General features: G+C 61.6%; 14 protein-coding genes. 6 read left to right on the top strand and 8 right to left on the bottom strand.

The window, feature by feature from the left end; translation table 11 throughout:
- Window positions 1–37 precede the first annotated feature (37 nt).
- From PSH90_RS02925 to PSH90_RS02950, 6 genes are all read left to right on the top strand, one after another.
- Window positions 38–688, top strand: a complete 651-nt coding sequence (locus tag PSH90_RS02925) for a hypothetical protein (protein ID WP_305382124.1) — start codon at window positions 38–40, stop codon at window positions 686–688.
- Window positions 689–845: 157 nt separating this feature from the next.
- Entirely contained in the window at window positions 846–2,144 is a 1,299-nt protein-coding gene (gene cobG, locus PSH90_RS02930) for a precorrin-3B synthase (RefSeq protein ID WP_150741630.1), read from the top strand.
- Window positions 2,137–2,763, top strand: a complete 627-nt coding sequence (locus tag PSH90_RS02935; protein ID WP_056787678.1) for a precorrin-8X methylmutase — start codon at window positions 2,137–2,139, stop codon at window positions 2,761–2,763. Before cobG ends, PSH90_RS02935 begins: the two co-directional genes overlap by 8 nt.
- Window positions 2,760–3,494 (top strand): precorrin-2 C(20)-methyltransferase, encoded by a 735-nt coding sequence (locus PSH90_RS02940; RefSeq protein ID WP_370695113.1) that lies wholly within the window; start codon window positions 2,760–2,762, stop codon window positions 3,492–3,494. Before PSH90_RS02935 ends, PSH90_RS02940 begins: the two co-directional genes overlap by 4 nt.
- Window positions 3,494–5,194, top strand: a complete 1,701-nt coding sequence (cobJ, locus tag PSH90_RS02945) for a precorrin-3B C(17)-methyltransferase (protein WP_305382125.1) — start codon at window positions 3,494–3,496, stop codon at window positions 5,192–5,194. Before PSH90_RS02940 ends, cobJ begins: the two co-directional genes overlap by 1 nt.
- Before the next feature lie 367 nt (window positions 5,195–5,561).
- Window positions 5,562–12,668: a TcdA/TcdB pore-forming domain-containing protein gene (locus PSH90_RS02950; RefSeq protein ID WP_305382126.1), complete on the top strand. Its 7,107-nt coding sequence runs from the start codon at window positions 5,562–5,564 to the stop codon at window positions 12,666–12,668.
- A gap of 78 nt (window positions 12,669–12,746) precedes the next feature.
- On the opposite strand, the gene PSH90_RS02955 is transcribed toward PSH90_RS02950, so the two are convergent.
- The 8 genes from PSH90_RS02955 to prmA all read right to left on the bottom strand — a co-directional run bounded on the left by PSH90_RS02955 (window position 12,747) and on the right by prmA (window position 23,099).
- The gene (locus tag PSH90_RS02955) at window positions 12,747–13,343 is read right to left on the bottom strand and encodes a MarC family protein (protein ID WP_016771870.1); all 597 of its coding nucleotides are present in this window, start codon (window positions 13,341–13,343) and stop codon (window positions 12,747–12,749) included.
- 63 nt (window positions 13,344–13,406) lie between these two features.
- Complete coding sequence (locus PSH90_RS02960) at window positions 13,407–16,184, bottom strand: hybrid sensor histidine kinase/response regulator (protein ID WP_305382128.1); 2,778 nt, start codon at window positions 16,182–16,184, stop codon at window positions 13,407–13,409.
- 99 nt (window positions 16,185–16,283) lie between these two features.
- The gene (purD, locus tag PSH90_RS02965; protein ID WP_095180918.1) at window positions 16,284–17,579 is read right to left on the bottom strand and encodes a phosphoribosylamine--glycine ligase; all 1,296 of its coding nucleotides are present in this window, start codon (window positions 17,577–17,579) and stop codon (window positions 16,284–16,286) included.
- Between the two features lie 147 nt (window positions 17,580–17,726).
- Complete coding sequence (gene purH / locus PSH90_RS02970; protein ID WP_095180917.1) at window positions 17,727–19,334, bottom strand: bifunctional phosphoribosylaminoimidazolecarboxamide formyltransferase/IMP cyclohydrolase; 1,608 nt, start codon at window positions 19,332–19,334, stop codon at window positions 17,727–17,729.
- Window positions 19,335–19,417: 83 nt separating this feature from the next.
- Complete coding sequence (gene fis, locus PSH90_RS02975; protein WP_002555375.1) at window positions 19,418–19,738, bottom strand: DNA-binding transcriptional regulator Fis; 321 nt, start codon at window positions 19,736–19,738, stop codon at window positions 19,418–19,420.
- The gene (gene dusB / locus PSH90_RS02980; RefSeq protein ID WP_016771866.1) at window positions 19,735–20,745 is read right to left on the bottom strand and encodes a tRNA dihydrouridine synthase DusB; all 1,011 of its coding nucleotides are present in this window, start codon (window positions 20,743–20,745) and stop codon (window positions 19,735–19,737) included. The genes fis and dusB overlap by 4 nt, the downstream gene beginning before the upstream one ends.
- Window positions 20,746–20,930: 185 nt before the next feature.
- Window positions 20,931–22,190 carry a DUF3426 domain-containing protein gene (locus PSH90_RS02985; protein WP_305382129.1) on the bottom strand — a complete coding sequence of 420 codons (1,260 nt, stop codon included), beginning with the start codon at window positions 22,188–22,190 and terminating at the stop codon, window positions 20,931–20,933.
- A gap of 30 nt (window positions 22,191–22,220) precedes the next feature.
- Window positions 22,221–23,099, bottom strand: coding sequence for a 50S ribosomal protein L11 methyltransferase (gene prmA / locus PSH90_RS02990; protein WP_305382130.1), 879 nt, complete (start codon window positions 23,097–23,099; stop codon window positions 22,221–22,223).
- Window positions 23,100–23,166 lie beyond the last annotated feature (67 nt).

Here is a 23,166-nt window from a genome sequence, read left to right on the forward strand (position 1 = left end):
GAGGCGCAAGCCTCTGGTTTTTTTGTGGGAGATGCAAATGTTCGCGATTTCGAAGGTTTTCGTATGCGCAGGGGCATTAGTGCTGGTGAGTAAAGAGCTGTCGGCATCTGACATTGACGACAGTCTCGATGCGCTGCTTTATTCACAAACGGTCGCCTCGCATAAAGTTCCCGATGCTGTTGCATGCAAGGCATGGAATGACGCCAATAAAACGGCTTTGAAAGTCACCGGTGCTTTGTTTTTCGACGATCCGGTTATCAGCGCGCCTGTCACTACGCCCGATACTTTTACTCTGCTGGAGTTGACTCAAGAACTCTTGCAAGGTTGGGCGCCGGCAGTTTTGAACCAACAGGTAATTGCCAATCTGACCTCGCAACTGGAGAGCAACGGTGCGGCCCTTGAGTTGCTTCAGCGAAATACTCTGCAAGAGGGCAAGTCGATTCGCTTCATGCTTGGCAGCGTATCTAAGGGATCAACAATTACGATGGTCGTCATTTCGTTTGCCGTCAAAGAGCCTGTTCCGGGCAATGTGCTTGAGCGACGCTTCAATGCCGAGCAGATAGTGGGCAACGTTGCTGTTGATTGCTACAAGGCTCTTATAGATGCCGATGATTACTGTTTCTCGAGAGCCAGGATTATTGCGTTATTGGGTGAGCGGCGCGAAAAGCAGATTATCGCCCTGACCTGAGCGCGCGGCAGAGGCAACAACTGAAGCCTGCCTGCCCCACCGGTCGAGACAGAGGGCAGACTTTTCATACCGGTGGGCAAAGCAGGCATAATACCGCGCGCTCCGCCCGCGAAGCGCTTCTGCCACACAACCGGTCAGCCCCTTGAACGAACGCCCGATGTCCACTGCCTTACGCCCCTCGGCCTGCCCGGGGTTGCTGCGTATCGTCCAGGCACTGGACGGCGGTATCTGCCGGATCAAGCTTGATGGCGGTTCGATCAGTGCCGATCAGGCCGATGCGGTGGCCGCTGCCGCCGAAGCGTTTGCGAGCGGAGCGATCGAAGCGACCAATCGCGGCAACCTGCAGATTCGCGGCATCGGTGCGCAATCGGCAGCGCTGATCGAGTGTTTGCTGGCCGCCGGCCTTGGGCCGAAGCACGCCGCCGGCGACGATGTGCGCAATCTGATGCTCAGCCCGGCTGCCGGCATCGATCGGCAGATGCTGTTCGACACGCGCCCGCTCGCAGGGCAAATCCTCGACACCTTGCAAAGTCATCCGCGCTTCCATGAGTTGAGCGCCAAGTTCGCCGTGCAGCTCGATGGCGGCGAAGCCCTGGTGATGCTCGAACATCCGCATGATCTGTGGCTGTCGGCATTCGAGCGTGACGGCGAAATCCTCTGGGCATTCGGTCTGGCCGGTTGCCCGACCGATCGCCCTCTCGGCGCTGTGAGCCTGGACAATGCTCACGCACTGGTGGTCGCCGCGCTGGAGTTGTTCCTCGACCTGGCCCGGCCAGAGCAAACACGGATGCGCCATCTGCTCGACGAGTTGCCCAGGCTCGCGTTCCTTGAGTCGTTGCGCGAGCGCGTATCGCTCAAGGCGATCAGCAATTGGCAGCGCCCGACGTCGGCAGACGCGCTGCACATCGGCGCTCATCAGCAAAACACGCAAGGTCTCTGCTACGTCGGCGCGGTGCCGCCACTGGGCCGACTTGATCCGGCGATGCTGCGTGGCGCGGCACAACTGGCCCGTCAATTTGGCGATGGCAGTCTGCGCTTCACGCCGTGGCAGAGCCTGCTGCTGCCGAACGTGAAAGCCACTGATACCGACAACGTGCTTGAGCAGTTGCGGGCGTTGGGCCTGTTGACGGCCGAGGCCGAACCACTGGCTCGCCTGATCGCCTGCACCGGCGCCGATGGCTGCGGCAAAGGCCTTGCCGACACCAAGCAGGATGCCCGGCAACTGGCACCTCTGCTGCCCGCAGGCCTCAGCGTGCACCTGTCGGGGTGCTCGCGCTCCTGCGCCGCCGCCCACTGCGCGCCAGCGACGCTGCTGGCCGTTGCCCCCGGTCATTACGACCTCTATTTTCGCGATGCAGCACAGCCCGGATTCGGCACGCTGCACGCCTGCAATCTTACTATTGAAGCGGCCGCGACCCTGCTCGACGCCCGCTCCCGGAGCCCCCTTGATGCTTGATTACATCCGCGACGGTCAGGAGATCTATCGCAACTCCTTCGCGATCATTCGCCGCGAGGCCAATCTGGCGCGCATTCCCGCCGATCTGGAAAAACTTGCGGTGCGAGTGATCCACGCCTGCGGCATGGTCGAGGCCATCGACGGTCTGCAATTCTCCGAGGGCGCGGGCAAGGCCGGGCGCGATGCACTGGCGGCCGGTGCGCCGATTCTCTGCGACGCGCGGATGGTCTCCGAAGGCGTGACCCGCACGCGCCTGCCGGCCAATAACCAAGTGATCTGCACTTTGCGCGACGACAGCGTGCCGGAGCTCGCCCGCGAGTTGGGCAACACCCGCTCGGCTGCCGCGCTGGAACTGTGGCGCCCGCACCTCGAAGGCAGTGTGGTGGTGATCGGCAACGCACCGACCGCGCTGTTCTACTTGCTGGAAATGCTCGACGCCGGCGCGCCGAAACCGGCACTGATCCTTGGCTTCCCGGTCGGCTTCGTCGGCGCTGCCGAATCGAAAGCGGCGCTGGCGGCCGACAGTCGCGGCGTGCCGTTCGTGATCATGCAAGGCCGGCTGGGCGGCAGTGCCATGGCCGCCGCCGCCGTCAATGCCCTCGCCACGGAGATCGAATGATGCAGGCCAAAGGACGTCTGATCGGCCTCGGTGTCGGCCCCGGTGATCCGGAACTGATCACTGTCAAAGCCTTGCGCCTGCTGCGCGAATCGCCGGTGGTCGCGTATTTCGTGGCCAAGGGCAAGAAGGGCAATGCGTTCGGCATCATCGAGGCGCATCTGGTCGAGGCGCAGAACCTGCTGCCGCTGGTCTATCCGGTGACCACCGAGGCGTTGCCGGCGCCGCTGTCGTATGAGCAGGTCATCAGCGATTTCTACGACGAAGCCGCTGTGGCGGTCGCCGAGCATCTGGACGCCGGCCGCGACGTGGCGGTGATCTGCGAAGGCGACCCGTTCTTCTACGGCTCCTACATGTATTTGCATGATCGTCTCGCCAGCCGTTACGAGGCCGAAGTCGTGCCCGGGGTGTGCTCGATGCTCGGCGGCGCTTCGGTGCTCGGCGCGCCGCTGGTGTATCGCAATCAGAGCCTGTCGGTGCTTTCCGGCGTGCTGCCCCACGAAGAACTGAAACGGCGTCTGGCCGATGCCGATGCGGCGGTGATCATGAAACTGGGGCGCAACTTTCCCAAGGTCCGTCAGGTGCTGGAAGAACTCGGCCTCGCCGAGCGTGCGTTGTATGTCGAGCGCGCGACCATGGCCAACCAGAAGATCGTGCCGATGGATCAGGTCGAGCCGATGTCCTCGCCGTACTTCTCGCTGATCATCGTCCCGGGCGAACGGTGGCAAGGTTGATGAGCCAAGCGACTCCCGCCATCGTCATTCTCGGCCAGGGCAGCCTCACCACGGCGCGGCGCATTCAGCAGGTCTATCCGGCGGCGCAGGTTCATGGCCTTGCCGGACGGGTCGAAGGCGCCGACAGCAGCTATCAGGAATTCGGCGCGACTCTGCGCGCTTTGTATCAACAGGACACGCCGATCATTGCCCTGTGCGCGGCCGGCATTGTCATTCGCACCTTGGCGCCGCTGTTGCTGGAGAAAGGCGCCGAACCGGCGGTGCTGGCGGTGGCCGAAGACGGCAGCGCGGTGGTGCCATTGCTGGGTGGACTCGGTGGGGTCAACGTCATGGCCCGGGACATCGCGGCGGCGTTGCAAGTGGCGCCGGCGATCACCACCAGCGGCGAATTGCGCTTTGGTACCTGCCTGCTCAATCCGCCAAGCGGCTACGCACTGGCGGATCTGAAATCGGGCAAACGCTTCGTTTCCGACCTGCTCGCCGGGCACAGCGTGCGGATCGAAGGCGCGGCGCCATGGCTCGATCAGGCGCAGTTGCCGCAGGATCCGCAGGCGCAGCGGTCGATTCATGTGAGCAGTGTGCAGCGGGTGGCCAGCGCCGATGAATTGCTGATTTACCCGCGCAGTGTGGCGGTGGCAGTGAGCGCTGACGTGGCGGATCTGCCGAACGCTGTTCGCGCTGCGTTGCAACAGGCCAGTGTCGCCGTGCCGGCACTGGCGTGTCTGGTGGCAGCAGACGCTGAAATGGCCGCATCGAGTTTGCGCGAAGCTGCGCTCGAGTTGGGCGTGCCACTGCGCTTCGTCGCGGCGCAAAACGATCTTCAGGCGTTGGTCCGCGTGGCAGTGCCTGCGGCGAAGGTGATCAGCGCAGAACATCTGGCGATCGCGATTGCCGAGCAACCGCTGGACGTCGCGCAGATCGGCCGCCCGCGCGGTCGCCTCGCGGTCATTGGTCTTGGCCCCGGCGCCGCCGAACTGATGGTGCCAGCGGTGAAAACCGAACTGGCCCGCGCCACCGATGTGCTGGGCTACGAAACCTACGTGCGCATGGCCGGCCCGTTCCGCGACGATCAGGTGCAGCACTGCACCGACAATCGTGAAGAAATGCAGCGTGCCCGCCATGCCTTCAGGCTCGCCGCCGCAGGCCGCTCGGTGATCGTGGTTTCCTCGGGCGACCCGGGCGTATTCGCCATGGCCGCTGCGGTGCTCGAAGCCCTGCACGAATCGGACGATCCGGCGTGGCACAGCGTTGATCTGGAAATCCTCCCCGGCGTCTCCGCCTCGCTGGCCACTGCGGCTCAGGCCGGTGCGCCGCTGGGCCACGACTTCTGCGTGATGTCGCTGTCGGACAACCTCAAGCCCTGGGCGATCATCGAGAAACGTCTGGATCTGGCCGCCCAAGCGGATCTGGCCCTGGCGTTCTACAACCCGATTTCCCGGGCGCGCCCGTGGCAACTGGGCCGGGCGCTGGAGATCGTTGCGCAGCACCGCTCGCCTGAAACACCGGTGGTGCTCGGCCGGGACATCGGCCGGCCGGGGCAGACGCTGCGCACCATGACCCTGGGCGCATTGACACCGGAACAGGTGGACATGCGCACCATGGTGTTGATCGGCTCTTCGACCACCTGCACCTTCGCCCGTGCCGGGGGCGGTGAATGGGTGTATACGCCGCGTTGGTATGGTGAAAAACCGCTGTCCTGAAAAACCCTCCGCTCATTCAATATTCAGCTTTGGGAAAGTTTGAGCGGTTGTAAGTCCGATTGAAGTTTCAATTGTTTTCCACCAGCAATAAACAATGGTCATGTCCCACAGGGCAGGGCCATTTTTTTTGCCCGACGGTCGCGCCGGTCCGCTAATTATTTCGCAGCCGTTACAGCGTAATGCTTCGGTGTTATCAGATATTGCCGGGGACAAGCTTTGTATTCCTTGTTGTTTGTGTGGCGCGTATTCGCCCACTAGGGTGCTGTGTTCATAGCACTTGTCGAGTGTCGTTCAAATCAATTTACCGCTCTGCAGCGGCGCAAGAGTGCGCGCGTCAATGGGCCATTAAATAAACAAGGAGTGTGTGATGGCTTTAAAAAACGATTACTCGTTCGGGCGAGCATTCATTTCTGCGCAAGAGTATTCCGTACTCTCAAAAGCATTGCGGGAGCTTTCTGCTACCCCCCAATATCAAGCGCTGAACGACTATTACCAGCAAGCCGGTCAAACGACTGACCCGGTGTCGTTGCTGAACCTGGCGAGCCTGTTTCAAGAGCAACTTGCAGCGCTGTTGAAACGCAATAAAACCCCTGTTCCGGTGGCTGTCGATGACATTGCGCGAGGGCTGCAACGTTATCTGTCACGGCTTTCGACGACCGTGGAAATGTTGTCGGGGCCGACCCGGCCGGTGCCGAAAGTCATCCATTTCGTCTGGGTTGGCGGCAGCGAAGTCGGGGTCAATCAGCGCGATTACATGAATATCTGGCGCCAGGTGATGGCGGCGGAGGGTTACCGCTTCAACCTTTGGTACGACAGCGATGCGTTGCTGGCTTTCGAGATGAACCGGGTCATTCTCGACAGCGCCAGGGCTGATGCGATGGCATCCGGTGGTGCAGCACTCAAGCATGCCGGGCAACTGGCGACGATGATTGAAGAGCGTGCACGGGTGTTGAAACAGCAGATGTTCGACTACCTCAGCCAGCCGAGGTGGAAGGGGCGGACCGATGAAGCACGCATCGATCTGATGGTGCGTGCTTATGGCAAGGACCGCGCGTCGCTGCAGGCTTTTCGTCAGCGCTGCCTCGACAGCCATCTGGCGATGGTGGGGCCGGATCTGCAATTACGCGATGTCACTCACGCCTTTGCCGATGACTTGTTGGCGGACGTCTACCACCGCGAAGTGTCGATGCGCGGCAACTTCGCTGCAGCGAGCGATGTGGTGCGCTTGCAGGCGGAATTTCGTGAAGGCGGGCGTTATACCGACATGGATTATCTGCCGCCGCTGCTCGACAAGTTGGGCGGTGTCGATATCAGCGATTACAGCCAGACGCAGAAAATCGCAGTCCTGCAACTTCTGTTGAACAACAATCCGCAGTTGATGCCGGGGCGCGATCCGCAGCATTACCCCGACAGGACCGACAGTCTTCCAGAGCAACATAAACAACTTCTCGAGGATTTTGCTCGCAGCAAACCCGACGTCCTTGAACTGTTCATAGCGCCAAAAGTCGTGGAGGCTGCGGAGAACGGCTTTCGCATGGGGCTGCAAATCAATGAAGAAATGAACGCTCATTTCATCGCCCAGCCGGGCAGCGGCATGACGATGTCGATCATGCAAGTCATTCGGCTCAATTACGACGTGCTCGCTGAAGTTGAAAAGCGCATGGCCAACTCGGCATCCGGTTGGGCCGACGGTGAAAACCTGACCACGGTCGCGGCGACAGTCATTGAAGAGATGTTGGTCAGGTCGAACTTCACCAGCTGGAATGAAGCTTATGCCTACCAATTGCTTAAAGCGGTTGTCACCTATTATCGGGACGGTATCCGCAATGACGCGGCGGGTACGGTAACGCTCACCGGCCCGGGCGCGGCACTCGCTGGATTACATGAATATATCGAAGCCAATTGCGATCCGTTTTTCACTCGTCAGGTGCTGGCGCAACAGCGTCTGCGCGAGGGCTACAACGTCAATACCGAAGAGGAAACCATTTCCGGCTGGATCGTCAGGGGCACGGAAAAAGACTGGCTGGAGAAGGAACACGCCCGGTGGGCCGAGGGAAAGCTCAAGTCTCGTTATGCCGGACGCTTGTCCAACCTGCTCAGCGATCGAAGCCTGACCTTCGAGCGCGGCTGGCCCGTTGTCGAGGGCAAACCGGTGCTGGTGACCGCGGTGCTGCAACGCTTGATGGATGATCTGGGCGAGCCGTTCATTCGAGCGATGCGAGACAAGTTGAGCGGGGAGGTCAATTTCGCTCAAGCCGTGGTCATCGACTTCGACGCCCGTCAGCAAGTGCTGGCGCAAGGACCTGTGGTTGTGCCGACCTCCCATGGTGCGGAATCGGTCAGCCATCTCAACGAACTGTTCAGCCGGATCGCCCACGGTACGCTGCCGCTGGAACAACTGAGCCCCGCGATGCGAGTCGTGCTCGGGGGGATTTTCGGCGCAACGAGCGTGGACGATGTCGGGTTCGCCGATACCTGGCAACAGGTGCGCGACCTGGCCATCGCCACCGACCGCGACGGCACTTTTGCGCGCTACGATGCGATTGAAAAAGCCGTGCGCCAGCGCCGCTCGGCGGCGTTCGAAAACGGACTTGAACGCGAGCTGCCGACGGCCACATCGACGACCCGCGAGCTCAAGGTGCAAGCCATGTCCGAGCCGCTGACGCTGCGCCAGTGGGGCGAACGTATCGGCCAGATCAAGCACAGCGCGCAGCGGGAGTTTCGCACGCAGATCCTGCAGCGCAGCGGGCAAGTGCGTGACGTCTTTTTCAAGGCTGGCGCGGTGTCAGTCAAGCAGTTGCCGCAGGATCTGTTGCAGCGCAACGCGGGCGACCCGGGGCGCCGCTGTTATCCGCTGGCGCTGCTGATGGGCGCCGCAGTGGCAGCCGGCGAGCCGGCGGAACGGGCGTTGGTCGGGCATGTCGCCAGCGCCAGCGCGAGTCCGGACGAACTTGGCTCGCGGGCGTTGCGCAGTGCGCTGGACGAACTGCGCGCCTTGCCCACCGGCGAGGTCGGCAGCGTTCGCGGCGTGCAACGCCTGGACAGCATCATCGCCGCGCTGAACGCCAGTGCGGCGCCTGCGGTGCTGCTGCTCGACACTGGCGACCACGCCCTGCTGCTGGCGAAAGTGCGAACCGGTGAGCACGCGGCCTATCGCTTCTACGATCCCAACTTCGCCCTCTACGGATTTGCCGATGGCGCGCAGTTGCAACGTGGCGTAGAGCGTTATCTGAGCGCAGACGATAACGCGCTGGCGAAGCTTTATGGTCTGGGTGAGATGGCCACGGCGCAGTTCACCGTCACTGAGCTGGACACTGCGGCGATCGCCGAACGCAAGCTGTCATCGGCTCTGCGTGTGGACAGTTTTCTGCACAACGTTGCGCTGGCCGATCCGCAGGGAGCCTCGATCTGGCACAAACAAGCGCTGGCCCGTACCCGATCTCTTGGGGAAAACGCTCGACTGGGCACCAGCCTGGCGCAACTGGATGCGCGCTACTGGGCCAGCGAGCTTGAGCAGGCGACCGAGCGTTTGCGCCGTGAGCACAACCTGGCGCGTGATTACGTGCCGTTGCTCGATACCCACAGCAAAAACGCCGACGGCGGCCACAGCATTACGCTGATGGATCTGCGCAATGCGCAAAATGCCCGGACGGTCAGCACCCGGGATTCGCGCTTTCAGAAAATCAGGCAATACGTCGAACGACTCGTGCAGGGCGGTGCGGCCAGGCCCGGTCAGACGGCTGATCACGACGGTGGCAGCCGACTCAGTTTCGCCTTTGCGATCCAGACGCTGATCAGTGAAATGCGCCAGCGCGAGTACCGCGCTGGCGATACAGCGCCGACACTGACCGTCGCCCTGCAACTTCAGGTGTACGTCAGTTATGCACAGCTGGGCTTTGGTGTGGCCAGCGATGCGGTGCAGGTCATCCAGTTGGTGCGCCATTTAGCGGTGGCCGAGCGGGCGTTGCAGCAGACCTCGTTCTCCGCACGTCTGGCCGGGCAGGCCGCCACGGGTGTCGGAGTGGCATTTTCCGCGGCCAATATCGGCTTCGACATCTACAACCTGACGCAGGCAGAGAATCATGAGCAGCGGGCGCGGTTTTCCACGTCCCTGGCGTTCAACACAGCGGCGCTGGGTCTGGATATTGTCGCCCTGGCGGCGGGCGGAACGGTGGGCGCGTTCGCCGCAGCGCTGTCCGTGCCGCTACTGGGCGTCGGTATCGGGGTGACCGCGATTGCCAGCAATCTCGGGCAGATCATGGACAAGGCTGCGGCCATCGGCGAGCACCTCTCGCAGATTCACGACGCTTATCAGCAGTCTTACGAAAGCGTTGGTGCGGTCTTGCAGTTCCCCGCACTGGCAGTGATTACCGAGGTGGATCTGCGCAGCAGAAGGGTGGCGTTCGAAGGGCAGAAGTTTTACCCCTGGAAGGGCAGTGCACTGGAATTGCCGCAATACGACGATGATCCTGCCAGGCGGCATGCTGCGATCAACATCCCCATAGCCTTTCAACGTCCTGCTGTCGGCAGCGTCTGGGGTACTTTGCCCACGATGGTGGTGCTGCCTTGTTCGCCAATCTGTTACTACGGCTACGAATATCAACTCGGCAGCGCCGGAACCGTGCCCTTTTCAACAACCCGCTACCCGCGGTTGCACGACCGCCTGGCACATCAGCTGGAATATGACGCGCTCGGTAACCGGGTGTTTTACCTGTTCAGCACGCCGTTTGCGCCACACATCCTCTACAAGCTGCATCCGGTATTCATGGTCACGACGATCAAGGTGCAGTTGAGCGCAGAGGTCAGCCAACTGGTGGTTCCGGACCTGCCACCAGAGTGGCGCGAGAAGATTGCCTACCGGATCACCGCACCGCAGGGGCAATTCCGGATTCGGTTGGTGCCAGGCCTGCTGGCGGTGAATTTCGAACAAGCACAGGGCTGGGAACGGGTGACCTGGACGGTGCAAGCGTCCTGGGCCCGGGTCGAACAGGTCAGCTTTCGTGCAAAACCACGGGACAGCATCGACAGCGCACCTGACATGCTGGTCGATGGCCTCTTGTTGAATCGTTTTGACGGCGTCATCGAGCTGGCCGAGGGGCTGTTCCGGATCGACTGGACGGGCCGCAGCCTGCATCTGATCGCCGTTGTCCTCGACTACGAAAACAACGCTGCGACTCAACTGCGTAGCGCCAACATGACCGCCAGCGGCATCCCTGCGCCGGTGCAGCGCTATTTGCGCGCTCAGGTCGCAAGCGGGCAACTGACCGCAGCCTATTTGCCGTTGCGTAACTTCAGAGTGCCGTTCGATTCGCCGAACCGGCCAGTGGTGACTACCGGCTATTACGACACTGCGCGGGATCGGGTGCTGTTCGCGCGTAACCTGCCGCAGGAGGTGAACGAGGGTGTGGTTCTGGCAGGCGTCAACGCCGGCCATGCGTGGTTCTACCATCCCGATCATCCATCGGTATGGCGGGTCGATGTGCTGACCGGCACTGTCCAGCATCGCTACCGTCTGAAAAATCCACGTACAGGTTCGACCATCATCGGCTGCCGACAACAAGCCGATGGAGCGCTGCGGATTGCGCAGAAGCTGACGGCAGAAGCGTTGCATGGCACCACCACGGTCGAGTACCGGATTAGCGGGCAGCATGTAGAACTGACCGCTTGCCAGATCGCTTTTGCCGCCGAGGACTATCGGTTCGAGCCGCGTGAAGCGCTTCGACAAGCCGATGCCCCGGACATGAGCGTCTCGTCAGACATGGCCGCCAGCAGCAGTGATTGGTCTTGTGCTCCGTTCATTGTTGTCGAGGGCTATGCCGGGTCGCAGTTGCGCGACAGGGCTTGGCTGAACAAGACGACGGGCAAGTGCATTGAGGCCAGGCAAGACCTGTCCTGGCCCGAAGACTTGTTGATGCTGATGCCGTCCAGCCCTGAAAACAACGCGGTGCTGTTCTATAGCCAGCAGGAGCGGACGATCAGCCGCGGCATCGAACCCCGTGTCGGTCATGGGCAGAATGTGGTGATCGAGCGCGATGTGGTGGAGGTCACTCAGATCAATCAGCGTTTCATCGCCACCAAGGACGACGGCCGTCTGTTCGAGGTCGATATCGTCGACGTGCCGGCAGCGGCAGCGATCGACGAGGTGATTGTGTTTCAGTACGGGGTACCTTCCCTTGCGCACAGAAGCGATGAGGCATGGCTCGATCAGGCCGATAAACCCTCGATTCTCCGGTTCGCCGGCGTTGGGCAGCGCTGGCTGCAGCGAAATCCCGATTGGTTGAGCGCATTGCCCTCGCTGGCCACGGTCGCAGCGTTGCTGCCGTTCCCGGTCTTCGGTTTACGAGATGGGGCAGGTCAGGCGTTCCTGACTGTGTGGTGTGTCGATGGCAAAGTCGCTGTGGCCGATATCGGTCAGGGCAAGGAGCTGGCGCTGCTCGGTCTGACCCCGGATCAAAGCGCTGTCTGGTTGCTTGAGGTCAGCGCCGGACAACTTTATCGCCAGCCGCTGGTGGCGATCGAAGCATTGCGGGGAGTGTTTGCCGCTGGCCATCGTTTGCTGAAACCGGAGGTGCTCGACAGGCCTGAAAAGGTCTGGACGTCATGGACTTTTGCTGAGGTGCGGCGCCAGGGTGAAGGGCTGGTTGCGCAGACCCTTGATGGGGTGCATCTGCAATTGCTGGATAACCAGCCGGCAATGATCGTTGGCGTGGAAAATCGCTGGTCTCATGTGCCGGGGCAGAGCGATCAACAGTTACGTGCACGCCTGCGAGCATTGTTGCACGGGCATGCCCACGCGCCTGTCATACAAGTGGCAAGCGCAACCGGACGCTATCTGTATTACCTGCCGCAACTTGACCGGCTGTTTGATCTGTCCGGGCGCAGTGACGGACAGTGGTCGGCATTCCTCGGTACGCGCGGGTCGAAGCAGCCGATGCTGTTCGACCCGGTCGACCAGTTGATTTTCAGCGCCGGCCCGAACGACGGCGTCTGGCTGCCCGACAGTTTTGCCCATCGCGACGCCGAGGTCATGGTGCTTGAGGTAGGTGATGACATCACAGAGATCGAAACATTGTTGCCCGATGGCGTTGCCAGGCTGCTGCTGACTTTCGGTGCGCAGACCTCGGGTTATCGGCTGGCGCAAGCGTCCTTCCAGCGGTTGGACTGCATCGTGGTCGATGGACGACAGGCTTCGGATGCTGAAACGGCAGAACCTTGCCTGCTGGATCTGGATCTGGACGAGTGCGGGCATTGGTGGATGTCACGGGTCGATGACGGTGTGGTACTGACCGATCCGGACTCCGGGCACAGTCTGATCTTGCGTAATTTCGACGGACAACGCCCACTGCTACTGATGCTGCCCATTGCCGGGCGGCCACACACGTTCACGCTGGCTCAAGGGCTGGAAGCGTTTGCCACTGTGCGCGGCGCAGAGGCCACGGTCAGCCTGACAGCGGTGATCGCAGCGCTGCGCTGAGGTCGCTCCGCACAGCAAAACGCCGCGAACGGTGACCGTACGCGGCGTTTCGTTGTGGCGGTTGCGCGGCAACAATACTCAAGGCACCAGATAACCTTTCACGCCGGTAAAAATGATCTGCGCGGCCAGTGCGCAAACAAACAACCCCATCAAGCGGCTGACAATCTGCAAGCCCTGATCGCCGAGAATCCGCTCGATGCGATTGGACAGATACAGCACCACTCCGACAGTAAAACTGGCCAGGGCGATGCTCATGATTGCAGTGAGCTTGTCGTCCCAGTGCGGCTGGCTGACACCCATTACCAGCAAGGCGCCGATGGTGCCGGGGCCGACCGTCAGCGGGATGGTCAGCGGCACGATGGTCACGTCCTGCTGCACATTGTCGGCCTGCACCGCCGGTTTGCCCTGAGCCATGCCCAGCGCGGAAATGAACAACACGCTGCCGGCACCGATGCGGAAGGCGTCTACGGTGATGCCGAAGACATCGAAAATCACCCGCCCGAACAAATAGAGCAGCACACTGGAAATCAGTGTGGCGAGGGCGACCTTCCACGCCAGACGCCGCTGTTCCTTGCGCGAATAGCCACGGGTCAGGCTGATAAAGCACGACAACACGAAGAACGGGCTGTAGAGCACCAGCATCTTCAGATAAACGCTGAACAACACATGGAGCATGATGCAAGCTCACTGGCGATGGAGTCGGGGGGGAGTCTATCAGGCACCGCAGATTCTGTCGGTTTACGACGGCTGGGTCGTGGCCCGGTTCTGCTGATCGCGCTGGGCAACCCAGTGTTCGATCAACTCGCGCAACTGGGAGAGCTCGACCGGTTTGGACATGTGCCCGTCCATGCCGGCCTGCCGGGCGCGCTCCTTGTGTTCGGCGAGGATGTGCGCGGTGAGGGCTACAACCGGTGTGCGGATGCGCTGATTGCTGACTTCCCAGGCGCGCAGTTGCTGAGTGGCGGAGAAGCCATCAAGGATCGGCATTTCGCAGTCCATCAGCACCAGGTCGTAACGCTGGGCCTTCATCGCTTGCAGCGCTTCTTCACCATTGCTCGCGGTGTCCGGTTGCAGGTTGAGCTTGCCGAGCATGCCACGGATCACTTTGGTCGAAATGGTGTTGTCTTCGGCGACAAGGATGCGGAAGTCGCTGGGCACTTTGGCCGCTGTGGCCGCCGTAACGACCTGCGGCTGGAACGCGACCTGGCCCTTGTTGCGTTGATTGAGCTCGTCAGCCAGCGTGGTCTTGAGCGTATAGCCGGCCACCGGTTTGGCCAGTATTCGTTTGATCCCCGAATTGCGCGCAATGATCTTGCTCGGCGCGTTGCTGATGCCGGTGAGCATGATCAGCAGAATGTCGTGGTTCAGGCTCGGGTCTTCCTTGATCTTCGCTGCCAGTTGCATGCCGGTCATGCCGGGCATGTTCTGGTCGAGCAGGACCACGTCGAAGTAATCGCGCAGATGCGCCTTGGTGCGCAGCAGCGCCAGCGCTTCCTTGCCCGACGGCACGGCGCTGACATTCAGGCCCCAGGCGCTGCACTGCTGCACCAGCACTTTGCGGCAAGTGTCGTTGTCGTCGACCACCAATACCCGCGCGCCTTGCAGCGGGCTGTCGAGGTCGGAGGTCGGATGTTCGAGGCGATCCGGGTCCAGTGGCAAGGTCAGCCACAAAGTGCTGCCCTGGGTGGCGCCGCTCTTGATGCCGAACTCGCCTTGCATCAGGCGGATCAGTTGGCGCGCAATCACCAGGCCGAGATTGCCGCCCAGACGATTGGCCGAGAGGAAGTGCTTGCTGTGCAATTCGGCGTGCAACAGCGCTTCGCGCTCTTCCGACTCCATCGGCACGCCGCTGTCCTGCACGGCAATGCGCAGGCGCGGCTTGCTGCTGCGCTCGTCCAGTGCAACGACGATCAGCACTTCGCCTTCTTCGGTTTTCTTCAGGGCGTTTTCCAGCAGGCTCAGCAAGGTCTGGCGCAGGCGCGTCGGATCGCCGCTGATCACCCGTGGCACTTGCGGCTGGATGAAGCTGATCAGCTCGACGTTCTGTTGTTCGGCCTTGGCCCGGTAGATGCTCAGGCAATCATCGATCAAGGCGTTGAGGTCGAACTGCACGTCATCAAGTTCGATCTGCCCGGATTCGAGCTTGGAGATGTCGAGGATCTCGTTGATCAGGGTCAGCAGTTCGTTGCCGGCGCTGTGGATGGTCTGCACGTAATCGCGTTGCTTGACCGACAGCGGCGTGCCCAGCAGCAGCTCGGTCATGCCCAGTACGCCGTTCATCGGTGTGCGGATTTCGTGGCTGATCTTGGCGAGGAATTCGGCTTTGGCGTTGATTTCGGCGTTGCTTGCCGCCAGGTCGCGGCTGATGCTGAAACGACTTTCAGTGATGCTGCGCTGTCGCTCGCCCAAGGCGACGCTCATCAGCAGACCGCTGATGCAGATGAACAACATCAACGTCATGATCAGGCCTTGCGGCGTGACCAGGGTCAGCCCCAGTAGCGCCGGCAGGATAACCAGGGTGCCGATGTTGAACACGATCATGGCGGCGACGAACAGACGCGCCGGGCGATAGCCCTTCTGCCAGTGATAGAAACCCACCAGCAACATGCTCAGACCGGCCAATGCGACCAATGCGTAGGTGATGATGTTCAGCGGCAAGGTGTTGACGAACAGCAGCAACAGGCTGCACGTGACGATCAACAGAATGTCGCCCCACAGCAGTTTGTTCAGCGGATGCTGGCCCAGTGGTGCAAAGAAGCGCAGGGCGTACATCAATCCGGCTGGAGCCGTCAGCAGCAATGCCAGATAAGCGCCCGGCGTCTGAATGGCTTGCCAGTTCGGCAACCACGGACCGGCGAGATTGAGCAACAGGAACAGACTCAGTCCGAGCAGGCCTTCACAGATCGCCAGCCACAGACTGCTGCGCGAGCGCGAGTAGGCGTAGCGCACCAGGTTGTGCAGCAGGAGCATGGCGAGGCAGCCGAATAGCAGGCCGAAAATCAGCGTCTGCTTCTGATCGGCTGCGCCTTCGACCGCCGCTTGCAGGGTGATGTGCGGGCGCAACTGATGGCCGGAGACCATGCGCACGTAGACGTCCAGCGGCTTGTCGGCCTGGGGCAGGGGCAGCATGAAATCGCTGCTTGGCAAAGGATGTTCGGCCTGCGGCCGTTCGTTGCCGGTATTGCGTTGCTCGATCAGCCGGTCGCCGTCGAGCACGTAGAGATTGAGTTGGGACAGGTCGGGGGCAAAGATGCGCAGCACTTGTTCGTGCTTGCCCGGCGCCAGTTTGAAGCGCAGCCACAGGGCGCCCTCGGGTTCGGCCGCGGTCAGACGGTCAAGCTCGATGGGGCTGAATTGATTGGTATAGCGAGCGGAGCGGATGTCGCTCAGTTGCAGGATGCCCTGATCGTCAAGCAATACCGACCAGCCACTGCCTTGCGCGGCCTGGGCCGGAAGCATGCAGAGCAAGGTCATCAGCGTGACGGTGAAGCTTATGGCAATCCTGAGCCAGCGCACGGCGAAATCCCTTCGTAGGTTGATGCCAGAATATAACGATGCGCGACGACCGAACAGCCCGGCGAGGAATGGCATCCCGCGCCGGGCCTGATGGATCGCTTACTCCTGGGTTTCGCCGCGTTCACGGGCAATGGCGCGGTAGCCGATGTCCTTGCGGTAGAAGCAGCCTTCCCAGTCGATTGCCGAGGCAAGTTTGTAGGCCTGCTGCTGAGCTTCACCCACGGTGGCGCCCATGGCAGTGGCACACAGTACACGACCACCGGCAGTGACGACCTGACCGTCCTTCAACGCGGTGCCGGCGTGGAAGACTTTACCTTCCAGAGCTGCCGCCGCGTCCAGACCGTTGATCGCTGCGCCTTTGGCGTAGTCGCCCGGGTAGCCGCCAGCAGCCAGAACGATGCCAACGCTCGGACGCGGATCCCACTGTGCTTCAATTTTGTCCAGTGCCTGCGCCAACGCGGCTTCAACCAGCAGCACCAGGCTCGATTGCAGACGCAGCATCACCGGTTGGGTTTCCGGATCGCCGAAGCGGCAGTTGAACTCGATGACTTTCGGGTTACCGGCCTTGTCGATCATCAGACCGGCATATAGGAAGCCAGTGTAGACGTTGCCTTCCTCGGCCATGCCGCGCACGGTCGGCCAGATCACCTGATCCATCACGCGCTGGTGCACGTCGGCGGTGACCACCGGGGCAGGGGAATAAGCACCCATGCCGCCAGTATTCGGGCCGCTGTCGCCGTCGCCGACGCGTTTGTGATCCTGGCTGGTGGCCATCGGCAGCACGTTCTTGCCGTCGACCATGACGATGAACGAAGCTTCTTCGCCGTCGAGGAATTCTTCGATCACCACGCGTGAACCGGCGTCGCCAAACGAGTTGCCAGCGAGCATGTCACGCACGGCGTCTTCGGCTTCGGCCAGGGTCATGGCGACGATCACGCCTTTGCCGGCAGCCAGGCCATCGGCCTTGATCACGATCGGCGCGCCTTTCTCACGCAGATAAGCCAGGGCCGGCTCGATCTCGGTGAAATTCTGGTAATCGGCGGTCGGGATCTTGTGGCGGGCGAGGAAATCCTTGGTGAAGGCTTTCGAGCCTTCCAGTTGCGCAGCACCGGCAGTCGGACCGAAGCAGTCCAGGCCACGGGAGCGGAACAGATCGACCACGCCGGCCACCAGCGGCACTTCCGGGCCGACGATGGTCAGGGAAACGTTCTTTTCCGCGAAGTCGGCCAGTTGCTCCAGCGCCAACACGTCGATGGCAACGTTCTCGCACTTGGCTTCAATGGCGGTGCCAGCGTTGCCCGGTGCAACGAAAACCTTCTGCACACGCGGATCCTGAGCCACTTTCCAGGCCAGAGCGTGTTCACGGCCACCGCTGCCAATGATCAAAACATTCATTTCAAAAACCTCAAAAATCTGTCAGGCGCTGCTGGAGCGCTTTATGTGGGAGCGAGCCTGCTCGCGAAAGCGGTGTGTCAGTCAACGTCAACGTCGCTGGCAGATTGCATTCGCGAGCAGGCTCGCTCCCACATTTGAATCGGTGTATCAGTGACGGAAGTGGCGCATGCCGGTGAAGACCATTGCGATGCCGGCTTCATCAGCAGCAGCAATCACTTCGTTGTCACGCATCGAGCCGCCCGGCTGGATCACCGCAGTGATGCCGACCTTGGCCGCATTGTCCAGACCGTCGCGGAACGGGAAAAACGCGTCGGACGCCATGACCGAACCGGCCACCTGCAAACCGGCGTGCTCAGCCTTGATCGCGGCGATGCGTGCCGAGTTGACGCGGCTCATCTGGCCGGCGCCGACACCGATGGTCTGGCGGTTCTTGGCGTAAACGATGGCGTTGGATTTGACGTACTTGGCGACTTTCCAGGCGAAGATCAGGTCGTGGATTTCCTGTTCGGTCGGCGCGCGCTTGGTCACCACTTTCAGGTCATCGGCGCTGATCATGCCGATATCACGGCTCTGCACCAGCAGGCCACCGTTGACGCGCTTGTAATCCCAGGCAGCGGCGCGCTCAGCCGACCACTCGCCGCAGGCCAGCAGGCGTACGTTGGCTTTGGCCGCGACGATGGCGCGGGCTTCTTCGCTGACCGATGGGGCGATGATCACTTCAACGAACTGGCGCTCGACGATCGCTTTGGCGGTCTCGGCATCCAGTTCACGGTTGAAGGCGATGATGCCGCCGAACGCCGACTCGGTGTCGGTGGCGTAGGCCAGTTCGTAAGCCTGGCGGATGCCGCCTTCGGCATCCGGGCTGACCGCCACGCCGCACGGGTTGGCGTGCTTGACGATCACGCAGGCTGGCTTGACGAAGCTCTTCACGCATTCCAGCGCGGCATCGGTGTCAGCGACGTTGTTGTACGACAGTTCCTTGCCTTGCAACTGGGTGGCGGTGGCGATGCCGACTTCGGCCGGCCTGGCTTCCACGTAGAACGCCGCGCTCTGGTGCGGGTTCTCGCCGTAGCGCATTTCCTGAGCCTTGATGAACTGGCTGTTGAACGTGCGCGGGAATTCGCTGCGACCTTCAGTGCTCAGGGTTTCAGCGGCCTGGTTCACGGTGCCCATGTAGTTGGCGATCATGCCGTCGTAGGCGGCGGTGTGTTCGAAGGCCTTGAGCATCAGGTCGAAACGCTGAGCGTAGGTCAGGCCGCCGGCCTTGAGATTTTCCAGAACGTTGGCGTAATCGCTGGCATTCACCACGATGGCCACGTCTTTGTGGTTTTTCGCTGCCGAACGGACCATGGTCGGGCCGCCGATATCGATGTTCTCGATGGCGGTCGGCAGGTCGCAGCCTGGCTTGTTGATGGTCGCTTCGAACGGGTACAGGTTGACCGCTACCAGATCGATCGGCTTGATGCCGTGCTCGTTCATGATCGCGTCGTCAGTACCGCGACGACCGAGGATGCCGCCGTGGATTTTCGGGTGCAGGGTTTTCACCCGACCGTCCATCATCTCGGCGAAACCGGTGTAATCCGCGACTTCCACTGCGGCAACGCCGTTGTCACGCAGCAGCTTGAACGTTCCGCCGGTGGAGAGGATCTCGACGCCCAAAGCTTCGAGCTCCTTGGCGAATTCGAGGATCCCGGTCTTGTCGGAAACGCTGATCAAGGCGCGGCGGATCGGCAGGCGGGTAGTCTGGTCGGTCATCTCAATTTCCATCAAAAGCAAAGGAAGTCAGCAAAAAAGGCGACCGTTTTTTACGCGGGCGCCTTTCTGGTTTGATTGAATGCTTACAGCAGATCGTACTGCTTGAGTTTCTTGCGCAGCGTGCCGCGGTTCAGTCCCAGCAGCTCACTGGCCTTGGTCTGGTTGCCCTTGACGTAGTTCATCACGCTTTCGAGCAGGGGCGCCTCGACTTCGGACAGCACCAGGTTGTACACATCCGTGACGGACGCGCCCTCAAGGTGGGCGAAATAATTGTGCAGCGCCTTCTCGACACTCCCGCGAAGGGTCTGGCCTTCTTCGCTCGGCGTGTTGAGGTGCTGTTTCAAATTCACGTTGTCGCTCACGGGTGTTGTTCCACTCACTAAAGTCTCGGTCATCATCGTCATGCGGCCACCCCTTCTTCGTCCCCTGTCAGGCTCTTGTAACGCTCGGCGAAGAACTCCCGAACGTCGGCGCATTGTGTTTCCGTACCATCCAAACGATTGAAACGGGCGCGAAACTCCCTGGCGCCCGGCAAGGTTGCGAGATACCAGCCCACATGCTTGCGGGCAATGCGCACGCCCATCACGTCACCATAAAAGGCGTGAAGGGCAGCCAGATGCTCCAGCAGGATGCGTTCCACTTCGCTCAGTTCCGGCGCCGGCAATTTCTCGCCGGTACGCAGGAAATGATCGATCTCGCGAAAAATCCATGGCCGCCCTTGAGCGGCCCGGCCTATCAGCAGGCCATCGGCACCGGTCGCATCAAGCACGTATCGGGCCTTTTCCGGCGAATCGATATCGCCGTTGGCAAACACCGGGATCGACACGGCCTGCTTGATCGCGGCAATCGTGTCGTACTCGGCTTCCCCTGTGTACAGATCGGCGCGGGTGCGGCCATGCACGGCCAGCGCTGTGATCCCGGCCTGTTCGGCGATCTTCGCCACGTTCAGACCGTTCTTGTTTTCGCGATCCCAGCCGGTGCGGATCTTCAGGGTGACCGGCACATCAACCGCGGCCACTACGGCCTGGAGGATCTCGGTCACCAGTGCTTCGTCTTTCAGCAACGCGGAGCCGGCGGCCTTGTTGCAGACCTTTTTGGCCGGACAGCCCATGTTGATATCGATAATCTGTGCGCCCAGTTCGACGTTGGCCCGTGCCGCATCGGCCAGCATCTGCGCGTCGCCACCGGCGATCTGCACCGAGCGCGGCTCGGGATCGCCTTCGTGGATCATGCGCATGCGCGACTTGCGGGTATTCCACAGGCTCATGTCACTGGTGACCATTTCCGAGACTACAAGCCCTGCGCCCAGACGCTTGCACAGCTGACGAAAAGGCTGGTCGGTGACGCCCGCCATCGGGGCGAGAATCAAACCGTTCTGCAATGTATATGGGCCGATGCGTACCGCCGACATAGGACTTCCCTGAAGTGGGGCCGGATCATGAGAGTTCGAAAAAGGGTGGGCATGATACCCGCTCTCGATGACTGGTTAAAGGCTGAATTGAACAAAATCTGAACAGTTATTCTGTTATCGCCAACGGTTTGGTTGGCCGCGATCCAGTCAGAAAAATGCCGTCAATCGAGAAACGCTGAAGCGGTTCACTCCGGTGAGTGGAAGTTCAGGCTGTAATTCACCGCTTTCGGCCCCGGATCGAGAATATCCAGGGCGATGTGGATCGGCGTCTGCGGCGGCATTTCCGCGAGGCCTTCGAGATCGCCGCTCAGATACTCGCCGGGTTTGAAGCGACGACTGGCGATCAGATGACCGTTGAGGTCGGCGAAGCGCAGTTCGAGCAAAGGGAACGGCTGGGAAAACGTCGCCCGGTTGTAAATGATCGCGTCGACCACCAGCGCCCCGCTGAAATCGGGATGGCTGCGCACCACCAGATTGCTGCTCTTGATTTTGCCGATATCGACTTTCGACGGCACGGTGCAGCCGATCTGCGGGCAGATCTGCTGGAACCACGGTCGGTATTGATCCTGCCGCGCCAGTTCCTCGAAGTGATAGGCGATGTACTGGGCGGCAAGGCCGCCGGCCGCCAACACCACCAGCACCAGCCAGAGCAGGCGCCGGCCCCAGGGCGAGCGGCGCTGCTGCCAGTCCAGTTGCAGCGGGTCGTCGGTCAGATCCTGCAGGACCTCGGCGCGCACCCCGGGCTCGGCCCGTTCGCGTTTTTTGCGCGGCGAAGTGATCAATGGCAGATCGTCGTCATCGTTGTCGTCGCTGGCTGACAGGCGTTCGCGGCGGGCGTTGGGATCGATCGGATCGTGCAGGCGCAGTTGCGGGATCGGCGGCTCGTCATCCAGATCCACCGGCTCCAGCGACAGCGAAGGTTCGGTGCGCTCGGGTTCGAGGGTTTCGATGCCGTCGATATCCGGTTCGATATCCGGCGCTACGCTGCGCTCATCCGCAGGCTCGCTGAACAGGCTGTCGGGCCATGTGCCTTCGTCCGGCTCCGGGCTGTCGCGTCGGGCGCTCAAGGATTCTTCGCGGGTACGGCCGAATTCGGCGGCCGGCTGGATTTCGCGCTGTTCGAGGCGGGCGAGTTCTTCGTCCAGATCGAGGCTGTCCAGATCCAGTTCCGACGCGCTCCATTGCTTCTGGCTGATGGCGCGCGGTGCGGGGATCTGTTCGACGACCGCAGAATCGCTGACAGGCGCGGGCGCTTCAGGCAGCGCTGGTGCGACCGGCGTCACCGTGTCCTTGCCGGAATGTTGTTCGAGCAGCTGCTTGGCGGCATTGAACACTTGCAGGCAGGAGCCGCAACGAACCACCCCGCGCGCCACGCTCAATTGAGCATGGTTGACGCGGAAACTGGTCTGGCAATGCGGGCATTGGGTGACGAAACTGTCGGTCATGCGGCGATCCGGTTCAGGCAAGCGGTCATTTTAGCGCCGACGCCCGGTGATGCGCACCCAGCCATCGCGATTGGCGATCGGGTCGAGTTCGAAGTCCTGCGCATAAGCTGCCGCTACTTCTTCGCCCTGCTCGGCGAGGATGCCCGACAGCGCCAGGCGCCCACCGCTCTTGACCAGGCTGGACAGCTGCGGCGCCAGCGACACCAGCGGGCCGGCGAGAATGTTGGCGACCAGCACGTCGGCCGGAACCTGCGGCAGATCTTCGGGCAGGTACAGCGGGAACAGCTCATCGGCAATGTTGTTGCGCCCAGCGTTGTCGCGCGAGGCTTCCAGTGCCTGTACGTCGATGTCGGTGCCCACAGCTTCCTTGGCGCCGAGCAACAGGGCGGCAATCGCCAGAATCCCCGAGCCACAGCCGAAGTCGAGCACGTGACAGCCTTTCAGATCCTGACCGTCGAGCCATTCCAGGCACAGTGCGGTGGTCGGGTGGGTGCCGGTGCCGAACGCCAGGCCCGGGTCCAGCAGCAGGTTGACCGCATCAGGCTCGGGCGCGGCGTGCCAGCTTGGCACGATCCACAGACGCTGGCCGAAACGCATCGGCTCGAAACCGTCCATCCAGCTGCGTTCCCAGTCCTGGTCTTCGATGACTTCGCTGTGATGTTCGGGCAACGGGCTGCCGGTCAGCAATTCCAGATGGGCCAGAACCGGCTCCGGTTCGGTACCGCCTTCGAACAGCGCCAGCAAGTGGGTGTGCGACCACAGCGGCGTGGTGTTGAGTTCCGGTTCGAAGATCGGCTGGTCTTCGGCGTCCATGAAAGTCACCGACACGGCGCCGACTTCGAGGAATGCGTCCTCGTAGGTTTCGGCTTGTTCCGGGGTGATGGCGAGACGGACTTGCAGCCAAGGCATGGCGGGCACCTTTGAAAATCTGTGGGGCAGCCCGAAGCTGCAAAAGCGCGCAGTTTACGCCAGGTCG

Origin of the sequence: Pseudomonas sp. FP1762, assembly GCF_030687105.1 — a bacterium.
GTDB lineage: Bacteria > Pseudomonadota > Gammaproteobacteria > Pseudomonadales > Pseudomonadaceae > Aquipseudomonas > Aquipseudomonas siliginis.

Excerpts from the sequence above, each read along its gene's own strand:
- PSH90_RS02925 (WP_305382124.1), top strand. The coding sequence starts at position 38 with ATGTTCGCGATTTCGAAGGTTTTCGTATGCGCAGGGGCATTAGTGCTG.
- cobG (WP_150741630.1), top strand. The coding sequence starts at position 846 with ATGTCCACTGCCTTACGCCCCTCGGCCTGCCCGGGGTTGCTGCGTATC.
- PSH90_RS02935 (WP_056787678.1), top strand. The coding sequence starts at position 2,137 with ATGCTTGATTACATCCGCGACGGTCAGGAGATCTATCGCAACTCCTTC.
- PSH90_RS02940 (WP_370695113.1), top strand. The coding sequence starts at position 2,760 with ATGATGCAGGCCAAAGGACGTCTGATCGGCCTCGGTGTCGGCCCCGGT.
- cobJ (WP_305382125.1), top strand. The coding sequence starts at position 3,494 with ATGAGCCAAGCGACTCCCGCCATCGTCATTCTCGGCCAGGGCAGCCTC.
- PSH90_RS02950 (WP_305382126.1), top strand. The coding sequence starts at position 5,562 with ATGGCTTTAAAAAACGATTACTCGTTCGGGCGAGCATTCATTTCTGCG.
- PSH90_RS02955 (WP_016771870.1), bottom strand. The coding sequence starts at position 13,343 with ATGCTCCATGTGTTGTTCAGCGTTTATCTGAAGATGCTGGTGCTCTAC.
- purD (WP_095180918.1), bottom strand. The coding sequence starts at position 17,579 with ATGAATGTTTTGATCATTGGCAGCGGTGGCCGTGAACACGCTCTGGCC.
- purH (WP_095180917.1), bottom strand. The coding sequence starts at position 19,334 with ATGACCGACCAGACTACCCGCCTGCCGATCCGCCGCGCCTTGATCAGC.
- fis (WP_002555375.1), bottom strand. The coding sequence starts at position 19,738 with ATGACGATGATGACCGAGACTTTAGTGAGTGGAACAACACCCGTGAGC.
- dusB (WP_016771866.1), bottom strand. The coding sequence starts at position 20,745 with ATGTCGGCGGTACGCATCGGCCCATATACATTGCAGAACGGTTTGATT.
- PSH90_RS02985 (WP_305382129.1), bottom strand. The coding sequence starts at position 22,190 with ATGACCGACAGTTTCGTCACCCAATGCCCGCATTGCCAGACCAGTTTC.
- prmA (WP_305382130.1), bottom strand. The coding sequence starts at position 23,099 with ATGCCTTGGCTGCAAGTCCGTCTCGCCATCACCCCGGAACAAGCCGAA.